Origin of the sequence: Halomonas sp. 11-S5, assembly GCF_029889825.1 — a bacterium.
Classification (GTDB): Bacteria; Pseudomonadota; Gammaproteobacteria; order Pseudomonadales; family Halomonadaceae; genus Halomonas.
Map to the genome: position 1 here is coordinate 1 of NZ_JARANW010000010.1, position 11,988 is coordinate 11,988.

Annotated in this window: 13 protein-coding genes; 2 read left to right on the plus strand and 11 right to left on the minus strand. The window is 68.7% G+C overall.

The window, feature by feature from the left end:
* Positions 1–316: 316 nt before the first annotated feature.
* Complete coding sequence (locus OP497_RS09050; protein WP_280547878.1) at positions 317–520, plus strand: hypothetical protein; 204 nt, start codon at positions 317–319, stop codon at positions 518–520.
* An 89-nt stretch (positions 521–609) separates the two neighbouring features.
* Positions 610–2,271: an energy-dependent translational throttle protein EttA gene (gene ettA / locus OP497_RS09055; RefSeq protein WP_280547879.1), complete on the plus strand. Its 1,662-nt coding sequence runs from the start codon at positions 610–612 to the stop codon at positions 2,269–2,271.
* Between the two features lie 223 nt (positions 2,272–2,494).
* On the opposite strand, the gene lpxL is transcribed toward ettA, so the two are convergent.
* The 11 genes from lpxL to ftsB form a co-directional block, all read right to left on the minus strand.
* Positions 2,495–3,412: an LpxL/LpxP family Kdo(2)-lipid IV(A) lauroyl/palmitoleoyl acyltransferase gene (gene lpxL, locus OP497_RS09060; protein ID WP_280547880.1), complete on the minus strand. Its 918-nt coding sequence runs from the start codon at positions 3,410–3,412 to the stop codon at positions 2,495–2,497.
* 22 nt (positions 3,413–3,434) lie between these two features.
* The gene (alr, locus tag OP497_RS09065) at positions 3,435–4,538 is read right to left on the minus strand and encodes an alanine racemase (RefSeq protein WP_280547881.1); all 1,104 of its coding nucleotides are present in this window, start codon (positions 4,536–4,538) and stop codon (positions 3,435–3,437) included.
* A 57-nt stretch (positions 4,539–4,595) separates the two neighbouring features.
* On the minus strand, positions 4,596–5,603 hold the full coding sequence (rpoS, locus tag OP497_RS09070) for an RNA polymerase sigma factor RpoS (RefSeq protein ID WP_280547882.1): 1,008 nt from the start codon (positions 5,601–5,603) through the stop codon (positions 4,596–4,598).
* A 127-nt stretch (positions 5,604–5,730) separates the two neighbouring features.
* Positions 5,731–6,942, minus strand: coding sequence for a peptidoglycan DD-metalloendopeptidase family protein (locus OP497_RS09075; protein WP_280547883.1), 1,212 nt, complete (start codon positions 6,940–6,942; stop codon positions 5,731–5,733).
* Complete coding sequence (locus tag OP497_RS09080) at positions 6,935–7,909, minus strand: DUF368 domain-containing protein (RefSeq protein ID WP_280547969.1); 975 nt, start codon at positions 7,907–7,909, stop codon at positions 6,935–6,937. The genes OP497_RS09075 and OP497_RS09080 overlap by 8 nt, the downstream gene beginning before the upstream one ends.
* 10 nt (positions 7,910–7,919) lie before the next feature.
* Positions 7,920–8,588 carry a protein-L-isoaspartate(D-aspartate) O-methyltransferase gene (locus OP497_RS09085; protein ID WP_280547884.1) on the minus strand — a complete coding sequence of 223 codons (669 nt, stop codon included), beginning with the start codon at positions 8,586–8,588 and terminating at the stop codon, positions 7,920–7,922.
* Complete coding sequence (gene surE / locus OP497_RS09090) at positions 8,575–9,321, minus strand: 5'/3'-nucleotidase SurE (protein WP_280547885.1); 747 nt, start codon at positions 9,319–9,321, stop codon at positions 8,575–8,577. Before surE ends, OP497_RS09085 begins: the two co-directional genes overlap by 14 nt.
* The gene (truD, locus tag OP497_RS09095) at positions 9,321–10,427 is read right to left on the minus strand and encodes a tRNA pseudouridine(13) synthase TruD (protein WP_280547886.1); all 1,107 of its coding nucleotides are present in this window, start codon (positions 10,425–10,427) and stop codon (positions 9,321–9,323) included. The genes surE and truD overlap by 1 nt, the downstream gene beginning before the upstream one ends.
* On the minus strand, positions 10,420–10,914 hold the full coding sequence (ispF, locus tag OP497_RS09100) for a 2-C-methyl-D-erythritol 2,4-cyclodiphosphate synthase (protein WP_280547970.1): 495 nt from the start codon (positions 10,912–10,914) through the stop codon (positions 10,420–10,422). Before ispF ends, truD begins: the two co-directional genes overlap by 8 nt.
* Positions 10,915–10,924: 10 nt before the next feature.
* Positions 10,925–11,623, minus strand: coding sequence for a 2-C-methyl-D-erythritol 4-phosphate cytidylyltransferase (gene ispD / locus OP497_RS09105; protein ID WP_280547887.1), 699 nt, complete (start codon positions 11,621–11,623; stop codon positions 10,925–10,927).
* Positions 11,620–11,970 (minus strand): cell division protein FtsB, encoded by a 351-nt coding sequence (gene ftsB, locus OP497_RS09110; RefSeq protein WP_280547888.1) that lies wholly within the window; start codon positions 11,968–11,970, stop codon positions 11,620–11,622. The genes ispD and ftsB overlap by 4 nt, the downstream gene beginning before the upstream one ends.
* Positions 11,971–11,988: the final 18 nt, after the last annotated feature.

Sequence of the window (11,988 nt, forward strand, 5' to 3'; positions counted from 1 at the left end):
GCGTTAGACTGTGTCATGACCTGCCTCCCTCAATAGTGGCTCTGCGTTTAGGTCCCTCCTCAACGTAACCCACGACGTTGAGGAGGGGCAGGTCAATCCATGATGTCTACGCGACACTCCCGCTGTTTTCACGCCGACTTGTGAAGAACCAAAAAAGTCCCCCGGGGGCTTGTCCTCGGCCTTCCATGAAGCTATATAGCCAGCAGGCAACGGTCGTTGCCTGCTGGCGCTTCAGGTTCCGCACCCGGGACGGGAAGCGATCGTATGCTCCGCCGGACCTTGCAGCGTTCGGCCCCGGGCCATGGGAGGACGTCGCATGAGCCATGAACCCCTTCTCGACACCACCGACGATGACGATCAGGACTATCTGGAAGCGGTCAATGACGACTACGGTCGCGTCCGCCCCAGCAGTCGTGCCGATACCCTGAGGGCCCGCCGACGCGTGGAGGCCCTCATCGAGGAGCGCCGCCTGCGCCGCGCCATCGAGGACGACTGGGCCCTCGAGGAAGAGGAAGAGTAACCCCTGCCCTCGGCCCGGGGACGCTGGCCTTTGGCGGCCCCGGGCTCTATCATCGTGGCCACTGAAACCCCCCAACAAAGTGGCTTTCCATGGCGCAATACGTCTACACCATGAACCGGGTGGGCAAGGTCGTGCCCCCCAAGAAGCAGATCCTCAAGGACATCTCGCTGTCCTTCTTCCCGGGCGCCAAGATCGGCGTGCTGGGCCTCAATGGCGCGGGCAAGTCGACCCTGCTGCGCATCATGGCCGGCGTCGACACCGAGTTCGAGGGCGAGGCGCGCCCCATGCCGGGTATCAACGTCGGCTACCTGCCCCAGGAACCGGCGCTCGACGACGACAAGAACGTCCGCGAGACCGTGGAAGAGGCCCTGGGCGAGATCAAGGAGGCCCAGGAGAAACTCGACGCCGTCTACGTGGCCTATGCCGAGCCGGACGCCGACTTCGATGCCCTGGCCAGCGAGCAGGCGCGCCTGGAGAACATCATCGAGGCCTCCGACGCCCACAACCTGGACCGCAAGCTGGAAGTGGCTGCCGAGGCCCTGCGCCTGCCGCCCTGGGAGGCCCGCGTCGGCCACCTCTCCGGCGGCGAGCGGCGCCGTGTGGCGCTGTGCCGCCTGCTGCTCTCCAGCCCCGACATGCTGCTGCTCGACGAGCCCACCAACCACCTGGATGCCGAGTCCGTAGCCTGGCTGGAACGCTTCCTGCACGACTACAGCGGCACCGTGGTGGCGATCACCCACGACCGCTACTTCCTCGACAACGTGGCCGGTTGGATCCTCGAGCTCGACCGCGGCCAGGGCATCCCTTTCGAGGGCAACTACTCGGGCTGGCTCGAGGCCAAGGAGAAACGCCTGGAGAAGGAGGCCAAGCAGGAGGCCTCGAAGAACAAGGCGATCAAGCAGGAGCTGGAGTGGGTGCGCAGTAACGCCAAGGGCCGCCAGGCCAAGAGCAAGGCGCGCCTCAACCGCTTCGAGGAAATGCAGTCCGGCGACTTCCAGAAGCGCAACGAGACCAACGAGATCTACATTCCGCCCGGTCCGCGCCTGGGCGACAAGGTCATCGAGTTCCACGATGTGGCCAAGGCCTTCGACGGCCAACTGCTCTACGAGGACCTGACCTTCACCGTCCCCAAGGGGGGCATTGTGGGGATCGTCGGCGGCAACGGCGCGGGCAAGTCGACCCTGTTCAAGCTGATCACCGGCACCGAGCAACCCGACGGCGGCGAGGTGGTGATCGGCGAAACCGTCAAGATCGCCCACGTCGAGCAGCTGCGCGACGCCCTGGATGACAAGCAGACGGTGTGGGAGGCGGTCTCCGACGGCCAGGACATCCTCAACATCAACGGCTACGAGGTCTCCTCGCGGGCCTACGTGGGCCGCTTCAACTTCAAGGGCAACGACCAGCAGAAGCGCCTGAGCGAGCTCTCCGGCGGCGAGCGCGGTCGCCTGCAGCTGGCCCAGACCCTCAAGCAGGGCGCCAATGTGCTGCTCCTCGACGAACCCTCCAACGACCTGGACATCGAGACCCTGCGGGCGCTGGAGGAGGCCCTGCTGGCCTTCCCCGGCTGTGCCCTGGTGATCTCCCACGACCGCTGGTTCCTCGACCGCATCGCTACCCACATCCTGGCCTTCGAGGGCGAGTCCCACGTGGAGTTCTTCGAGGGCAACTACACCGAGTACGAGGCGGACCACAAGAAGCGCGTCGGCGACGACACCCCGCACCGCATGAAGTACAAGCGCATCGACGCCTGACCGGCTTCGCCGGCGCGGTAAGCTGTAAGCCTGAAGCTGGAAGAAACCCCACGACCGCGAGGTGCGTGGGGTTTTTTTCATTTCACTTCCCGCTTCCAGACGTAGGCCCGGTAAGCGACAGCGCACCGGGCGAGTAGTGGCCAACTCACGCCACTGGAGGCTCCATAAGCCAGATGCGCCTTCGGCTTATCTGGCCTACAAACCCGACATCCGTCCATCAGCGTCAGTAGAACCCGGGCTCGCTCCTGGGTCGGGTCTTGAAGCGCCGGTGTAGCCACAGATACTGCTCGGGGTGCTTGCGAATGGCGGCTTCGATGAAGGCGTTGACCTTGGCCGCGTCGGCTACCTCGTCGCCGCTGGGGAAGTTCTCCAGCGGCGGCAAGTACTCCAGTGTGTAGGTACGGTTGTCCGGATTGCGGTGGAAGATCAGTGGCATGACGGGCGCCCCGGTCATACGGGCGATCTTGGCAGTGAGCTTGATGCTGGCTGCCTCAATGCCGAAGAAGGGGGCGAAGACGCTGACGTCGCGGCCGAAGTCCTGGTCCGGGGAGTACCAGACATGGTGCCCGGCCTTGATCCGTCGCACCACGCCGCGCAGGTCATGACGGTCGATGGAAATGCCGAAGATGCGGTTGCGCGCGCGGGTCATGAAGCGCTCGAAGAGCGGGTTGTCGTGGGGGCGATAGACCACATCCGCGGGGAAGAACAGCGAATGCAGGGCGCCGCCCAGGTCCAGGGTCGAGAAGTGCACACCGATGATCAGTGCCCCCTTCCCTTGCGCCTGCACCCGGGCCATGTGCTCCTGGCCCTTGAAGGTGACCCGGTGGCGCAAGTGTTCAGGGTCGCGGCACCAGCCGGTGGCGGTCTCCATGATCCCGATGCCGTTGGCGATAAAGGTCTCGCGGACCAACCTCTGATGCTGCTCGTCGTCCCGCTCGGGAAAGCAGAGCCGCAGGTTAGTCTCGGTGATATGCCGGCGGCGTTTCGCGAAGCGCCAGGCGGCCAGACCGATCGCCTTGCCGACCCAGAGCTTGAGGCGCCAGGGCAGCCAGGCGGCAACATGCATCGAGCCGATGGCCAGCCAAACCGGCCAGTAGCGGGGATGGGCGAAGGCGGTCTTGGTGGTAGCGTCCCTGGACATGCGGCTTCCCGTGCTGCGGTGATCAGTGCGCGCCATGATAGCGCCTGGGTACCCTCGGCAGCACCCCGGTGAGCAGGGTGTAGCTGATGGTGTCGCAATGGCGTGCCACCTCGTCCACGGACAGCAGTGCGCCGTTCGTGGCGCGCCCCCAGAGCACCACCTCGCTGCCGATGTCGGCCTCGGGAAGCTCGGTGAGATCCACCGTCAGCATGTCCATGGAGACCTTGCCGGCGATGGCCGTGCGTTGTCCGTCGACCAGCACCGGGGTGCCGTCGACCGCATGCCGGTCATAGCCGTCGCCGTAGCCGCAGGCGACCACGCCGATCCGCGAGGGGCGTGGCGCCCTCCAGCGCCCGGCATAGCCCACCGGCTCGCCCGGGGCGAGTTCGCGCACGGCGATGATTGCGGAGCGCAGGGTCATCACCGGCGCCAGGCGACGGCTCGCCTCGCTGGAGGCCTCCAGCGGGTCGCTGCCGTAGAGCATCACCCCCGGACGGTTCCAGGCGCCATGCGCCTCGGGCCAGGCCAGGGTGGCGGGCGAGTTGGCGAGGCAGGTGGGCGCCTCGAGCCGTATCGCCAGGTCGTCGAGCAGCGCGAGCTGGCGCCGGAAGTAGTCGGGCGCCAGGGCATCGGCGGTGGCGAAGTGGCTCATCAGGTGCAGGTCGCAGGCGCAGTCGGGCGCCGCGACGAGACGCGCCCAGACCACCTCGGCCTGTTCCGGCGGGAAGCCCAGCCGGTGCATGCCCGAGTCCACCTTGACCCACACCGGGATGGGGTGCGCGGGGCGATAGGCGAGCAGCGCCTCCAGCTGCCAGTCGGTGTGCACCGCGATCCACAGCCCCAGCGCCTCGACTCGCTCGAGCTCGGCGGCCTCGAAGATGCCCTCGAGCAGCACGATGGGCACCGTGATGCCCCCCTCGCGCAGGGCCTGCGCCTCCTCGAGGCAGGCCACGGCGAAGGCCGGCGCCAGGCCCTCGAGCGCCCGGGCACAGGCCACGGCGCCATGGCCATAGGCATCGGCCTTGATCACGGCGACGGCGCGGCTGTGGGGGGCCTGGTCACGGGCCAGGCGATAGTTGTGACGCAGGGCGTCGAGGTCGATGTCGGCGATCAGCGGCCGGGCCATGGTCGGGGTCCTGGGGCAGTGGCGTGCCGGTGCCGGAGGGGCCTCCGGCACGCGACGTCACTCGAAGATGGCATCCAGCGAGAGGCCCTGCTTGTCGAGCATTCGGCGCAGCTTCTTGAGCGCTTCCACCTGGATCTGGCGGACCCGTTCGCGCGTCAGGCCGATCTCCTCGCCGACCTGCTCGAGGGTCGCGGCCTCGTGGCCGCGCAAGCCGAAGCGGCGCACCACCACCTCCATCTGCTTCTCGGTGAGCTCGGCCAGCCATTCGTCGACATGCTGGCGCACGTCGCCGTCCACCAGGGTGGACTCGGGGCCCTGGTCGTTGTCGTCGGCCAGGGTCTCGATCAGCGGCTTGTCGCTCTCGCTACCCATCGGGTAGTCGACGGAGGAGACGCGCTCATTGAGGCCCATCATCTTCTTGACGGTCGCCACCGGCTTGTCGAGATGGTCGGCGATCTCCTCGGCCGTGGCCTCGTGATCCAGCTTCTGGGTCAGCTCACGGGCCGCCCGCAGGTAGATGTTGAGTTCCTTGACCACATGGATCGGCAGCCGAATGGTGCGGGTCTGGTTCATCAGCGCCCGCTCGATGGTCTGGCGGATCCACCAGGTGGCGTAGGTGGAGAAGCGAAAGCCACGCTCGGGATCGAACTTCTCCACCGCGCGGATCAGGCCCAGGTTACCCTCCTCGATCAGGTCGAGCAGGGTGAGGCCACGATTGAGATAACGCCGGGCGATCTTCACCACCAGGCGCAGGTTCGACTCGATCATCCGCGAGCGGCCCAGCGGGTCACCCTTGCGCGCCAGGCGCCCGAAGAAGACCTCTTCCTCCGGCGTCAGCAGCGGCGAGAAGCCGATCTCGTTGAGGTAGATCTGGGTGGCATCGAGGCTGTGACGCTGATGGCGATCCTCGCGACTCAGCGCCTTCTCGAAGGCCTCATCGTCGCCGACCACCGCCTCCTCGTCCTCGATGTCCTCCCGCTCATCCTCGCTCTCGACAGCGTCCTCGTTCGCCTCGTTGGCGGATGCCAGATGCACATCCTGAAGATCCCGTTCAAGCATGCTCATCGATTGCTACCCCATGGTTGCGACCGGGCGTCGTGGGTCCATGGCCGGACGATCGACGCGCGAAGTTATTATTGTGCGGTACCTCGTCCGTCCTACATCCGATGCTGGCCGACCGTCAGGGTCAGGGTCAGCGGGCAGGCAGAAACTCGAGGGGATCCTGAGGCTGGCCGTCCTTGCGCACCTCGAAATGCAGCCTGACATCCTCGGCATCACTGTCGCCCATGGTGGCGATGACCTCGCCAGCCTCGACCACATCATTCTCCTTGACGTTCAGGGTGTCGTTGTGGGCATAGGCACTCAGGAACTGGTCGTTGTGCTTGAGCAGAATCAGGTTGCCGTAGCCCCTGACGCCGCTGCCCGCATAGACCACGATTCCCGGGCCGGCTGCCTTGACAGGTTGCCCCTTTTGACCCGCGATATCAATGCCGGCGGTGATGCTTCCGCCCTCGCCGAAACGACCGACCACGTCACCCTCGAACGGCCACTGCCAGGCCACCTCATCCACCGGGGTGTAGCGGCGCCCGGCGCGCTGCTCGGCGGCCGGCTCGCCGGCGACCGAGGTCCCGGCATCAGCGCCACCGTCGTCTGTCTCCGACGACGCCCTGGCCGTCTGGGCCGCCTCGTCCTCGGCCGTGGCGTCGGGCGCGGCGCTCGGTTCGGTGCTGCGCTGTGCCGCCGCGCCGGTGGCCTGCTCTTCCTCCGCGTCCTCCGCGCGCGACACCCGTTCACGCCGTTCGGCCAGGTCGCGCTCGCTCAGGCTGCCGTCCGCTCCCGGGCTCTCGTAGCTGTAGACCGGTCCCGGCCCCTGGTCGGCGCCCGAGACGGCATCGGCGCTTTCCGTCGTTGATGGGCTGGCCACGGCCGCCTGACTGGCCCCCCGGGGCGAGTCGTCCGCCTCCTGACGCTCGGCCGAGAGGCGGCGGTTACGTTCGATGGCACTCTCGTCGGGCATCAGCCAATCGAGCTCCTCATCGCTCCCCGATGCCTCGCCGCCGAGACCGGTGGCCACGACCCCACGGCCGCCGGCCGCGTCCTCGCCGCCGCCCTGGCCGGAGGCCGCGGTGGCGCTGCCCTCGCCGCCCAGCACCAGCCGCTGACCGGGCTCGATGCGGTAAGGAGGGCCGATGCGATTGAGGCGGGCCAGGTCGCGGTAGTCCATGTCATAGCGCCAGGCGATGCCGTAGAGCGTGTCGCCGGCTTCCACGGTGTAGTCGGCGGGCGTCGCATCCGCGCGGCTGGCCGACAGGTCGCGGACCTGTACCGGCCCGCTCTCGCCCTGCTGGGCGGCACAGCCGGCGAGCGCCAGGGCCAGGCCAGAAATCAGAAATACCTTATGCATCGGAGCCTTCCTCCTTGTCAGCACCTTGTCGAGAACCGGATGTCGCCGGCCGATTGGCCCGGCTGATCAGCAGCACCAGGGCCGCACCGGCCAGCATCAGGGCCACCACCGCCGGCAGCCGGGCAGGGTCGCCGGTCAGCTCGGCGAAGTCGGCCGGGGTCAGGTAACGGTAGTCGAGGGGAATCATCTGGCCCTCGGAACCCAGTTGGTAGCGTACCAGTTCGCGCCATGGCCAGAGTACCGGCAGCGAACCGATGATGAAGCCGACCAGCAGCTGCAGGGTTGCGGTGTGATGGTGGCGCAGCAGCCAGGAGAGCAACCGCGAGAAGCCGAACAGGCCGATCAGGCAGCCCGCCCCGAACAGCCCGATCAACCCCAGGTCGAAGCCGCGGATGCCCTGCATCACCGTGCCATAGAGACCCATGGTCAGCAGCAGGAAGCTGCCCGACACACCGGGCAGCAGCAGGGCACTGATGGCGATGGCCCCGCCCACCACCAGCACCAGGTCGGGATTGCCGAGCTGGGTGACCAGCGGCATCAGCGACGGCAGGCCGTGGGCGAGCAGCAGGCCAGCGGCGAGCGGCAGCAGGTGCCACCATTTCCAGTCGGCCGGATGGCGGCTGACGACCACCGCCGAGGCGGCCACCAGGCCGAAGAAGAAGCCGTTGAGCAGCTGAGGGAAATCGTCCATCAACCAGACGACCAGGTGGGCCACGCTGAACAGGCTGATGGCGATGCCGGCCAGCAGCGGTAGCACGAAGGCCAGGTTGAGATGCACCACCAGCAACGCAAGGCCGCCGCGACGCCAGGCGACGAAGGCGCTGGGGCCGAACTGTTTGATGCTGTGGATCAGCTCCTCATAGATGCCGGTGACGAAGGCGATGGTGCCGCCGGACACACCGGGCACCGCATCGGCGGCCCCCATGCCGGCGCCCCTGAGAAAGATACCGAGATGACGCTTCAACAGCGGACTCCTTTCATCGAATGACGCCTTCCAGCAGCGGCACGAACCGCACCGCTTCCAGCCGCTGTGTCTCGAAGCCATCACCGCTGCGGCGCACACGGGTCAGGGATTGCCGGCCATCCGGCTCGGCCAGCGGCGTGATCAACACCCCCCCGTCGCCGAGCTGGGCGAGCAGCGGCGCGGGCAACTCGCTGGCACAGGCGGTCAGCAGGATCACGTCGAAGGGCGCCTCCTCCGGCCAGCCATGGCCACCATCGGCGAGGCGCAGCCGGGTATTGCGAACCTCGAGCAGGCGCAGGCGACCTCCGGCACGGCGATGCAGGGCATTGATCCGTTCCACCGACCAGAGTTCCTTCACCAGCCGCGACAGCACCAGGGTCTGGTAGCCAGAGCCGGTGCCCACCTCCAGCACCCGGGACGGCGCCTCCTGGATCACCAGCTCGGTCATGCGTGCCACCATCCACGGCTGGGAGAGGGTCTGGCCATGACCGATGGGCAGCGAGGTGTCCTCGTAGGCACGATGCGCCAGGGCCTCGTCGAGGAAGAGATGACGCGGCTCCCGGGCCATCACCTCCAGGACCCGTCGGTCATGGATCCCCTGGTCGGCCAGGCGGCCGATCATGCGGTCCCGGGTTCGCTGCGATGTCATGCCGACACCGCGCAGCAGTTCAGGTGAGTGCATCCAGCCAGTCCTGCACGTCGTCGCGCGCTGCATGCCGGGTCAGGTCGGTCTGCAGCGGCGTGATGGAAACATAGCCCGCCTCGACGGCGGCGAAGTCGGTGTCCGGGCCATCGTCGGCATTTTCGCCCACGGTGGCGATCCAGTAGCGCAGCCGGCCCCGTGGATCACGAACCTCCAGGGGGCGCGCTGCCGGGCCGCGATAGCCCATCCGGGTGACCCGAAAGCCCTGGATCTCGCTCCACGGCAGGTCCGGCACGTTGACGTTGAGCAGGCTGCGCGGCGGCAGCGAGAGCTGGTCGGCCGCCCCGACCAGGCTCGCCGCCACCCGTCCGGCGGTCTCGAAATGGCGCGCCCCCACCAGCGACATGGCGATGGCCGCCATGCCCAGGTTGCGCCCCTCCATGGCGGCGGCCACGGTGCCGGAGTAGAGCACGTCGTCGCCGAGGTTGCCACCGTGGTTGATGCCCGATATCACCAGGTCGGGCTTCTCGTCCCAGACGCCGTTGACCCCCAGGTAGACACAGTCCGCGGGCGTACCGTCGACGCTGTAGAAGCCGTTGTCGAGTGAGGAGAGCGCCAGCGGCCGGCTCAGCGTGAGGGAGTTGCTGGCCCCGCTCTTGTCGCGATCCGGCGCGACCACACGCAGCCGCGCATGAGGCAGCAGGGCATCGTGGAGGGCGCGCAGCCCCGGGGCATGCACCCCGTCGTCATTGGATAACAGCAGTCGACGCATCACAGGCTCCTGTCGGTAGGAGGGGCCCCAAGGAAGGGATGAGAGATCAGTTCCCGCAGCACGGCGGTGGCGAAGGCTCCCCGCGGCAGGCTAAAAGCCAGCCAGAGCTCGCCGTCGCCGCGTGTCAGCCGCGGCTCGCCCAGGCGCAGCCGCAAGGCCCGGCGGGCCAGGCGAACGCCGGCGCGTTCGAGCCCGCCACACAGCCCGGGGTAGCGCGCGACCAGAGCGGCCTCGTGGGCCCGGGCCGCGCCGGCGGCACGCGACGTGCCGACGCCCCAGAGTATTCCGGCGGGATGCAGGTCGAGGCGCCGGGCGCGCTCGCCAAGCTCGGCGGCATCGTCGGGCGCGACGTCGAACTGGCTGGCACTGCCGTCGAGCATCACCACCTCGCCGGGCAGCGGCATGGCCCAGCTGTGGTCGCGCACCCGGGCCGCCAGCAGCTCGTTGAACAGGAAGCTGCGGGCCGCCGAGAGCAGCATGCCCTCACGATCATCGCGCTTGCGCCAGCCGCGGGCCAGCACGGCCCGGGCACGCTGCAGGTTGCGCCCGTCCGCGCCGAAGCGCTGGGGGCCGACGTAGTTGGCGACCCCCGCGTCGCAGAGGCGCTGCCAGCGCGCCTCGAGCCCCGGGTCGGCCACGGCCGCCCCGGTGATTCGTAAGTGGAAGCGATTGGCCCGGTGCACGCCGCGCTTTAGCTTGCGCGGATGGCGGGCCTGGTCGAGCACCCGGATGCCACGCTCGGCGAGTCGCGCCACGAGCCCCTCGGGGGCCTCGCGGCCGGGCAACTGCACGGAGAGCCATTGGCGGGTCACGGCGACGCGGTCCTTCATGCCCGAGTAGCCGACCACTTGCGGCGAGACCTCGCAGAGCCGGGCCAGCTCTCGGGCCACCATGGCGGTGGTCAGGTCGCGCTTCTCGATGAACAGCCAGAGGTGCTCGCCCTCCCCTTCCGGGGCAAAGTCGAGGGCCTCCTCGACCCGGAAGTCCTCGGGAACGGCGCGGTAGTCGCCGGATGGCGGCACGCCGAACTCGCCCTCCAGCACCCGCGGCCAGGCCGGCGGCCAGTCGATGGCATCCTGGACGCCGGGGGAGCCGACCTCACTCACCGGCCGCCTCCCCGTCGCGACGCACCAGCAGCGCCACCGCCTCGGCGGCGATGCCCTCGCCGCGGCCGGTGAAGCCGAGCCGTTCGCTGGTGGTGGCCTTGACGTTGACCGCGCCTCGGCCAACACCCAGGTCGTCGGCGATATGTCGTGCCATGGCGTCGATATGCGGCGCCATCTTCGGCGCCTGGGCGATCAGGGTGGCATCCAGGTTGCCGACCCGATAGCCGGCCCCGTCCACCAGCCCGGCGACATGGCGCAGCAGGGCACGGCTGTCGGCGCCGGCCCAGGCCGGGTCGGTGTCGGGGAAGTGGCGGCCGATGTCGCCCAGCGCGCAGGCGCCCAGCAGGGCGTCGCAGAGCGCATGCAGCAGCACGTCGCCGTCGGAGTGGGCGACGAATCCCCGGTCGAAGGGAATGGCGACACCGCCGACCATCAGGTGGTCGCCCTCGCCGAAGCGGTGGACATCGAAGCCGTGGCCGATTCGCATCATGTTCGTTTTATACCTGTTGCTGGGCAGACAATATCAAGGCCGCCAGGGCCAGGTCCTCGGGATGGGTGATCTTGAGGTTGTCGCGACGCCCGCCGACCAGCCGCGGCGAGAGGCCCGCCGCCTCCACCGCCGAGGCCTCGTCGGTGACGGCGACGCCCCGCGCCAGCGCATCATTCAGGGCGCGACGCAGCAGGCCATGGCGGAAGCCCTGGGGGGTATAGGCGTGCCAGAGGCCCTCGCGGGCCTCGGTGGCCCGCACCCGCCCGGCGCCGTCGTCGCGCTTCATGGTATCGGCCACCGGGGCCGCCAGCAGCCCGCCCACGGGGTCGTCCACAATGGCCGCCAGCAGCCGCGAAAGATCGTCGACGGTGACGCAGGGCCGGGCCACGTCATGGACCAGCACCAGGTCATTCTCATCGGCCTCCGGGGCGATGGCCGCCAGGGCGTTGACCACCGAGTCGACGCGCTCGGCCCCGCCAGGCACACGCCGCCAGTCGGCGAAGGGCACCCAGCCCGGGTCGAAGTGGCCATCGTCAGGGTCGAGGCAGAGGCAGAGCCGGGCCTCGGGGAAGGCCGCGTGGAGGCGCGCCAGGGTGCAGGCCAGCACCGGCCGGCCGGCCAGCGGCAGGTACTGCTTGGGGCGGTCGGCGCCCATGCGTCGCCCCTGCCCCGCGGCAGGCACCACCAGCCACGGGCGACGGCTCATTGGCCAGCCTCGGCGCCGGATGCCGGCATGCCCACCAGGCCGGCATTGGCCTCGAGACCGGTGGTCTCCACCGCCACGCCGGGCACCCAGAAGAACTGCTCGTCGCTGCGCACCATGCCGATGTCGCTGCGGGCCCGCTCCTCGATGGCATCGAGGCCGGTCTTGAGGTCCACCACCTCGGCGGCCAGGCGCGCATTGCGGGCGCGTAGCGGCTGGTTTTGTTCCTCCAACACGGTCACCCGCTGGCGCACCTCGGTGAGCTCGCGCATGCCGCCCTCGCCGAGCCACAGCCGGTACTGCAGCAGCGCGAGCAGGATGATGAGCACGATGGCCAGCCACTTGAGCATGCAGGGAGTCCGTCACGA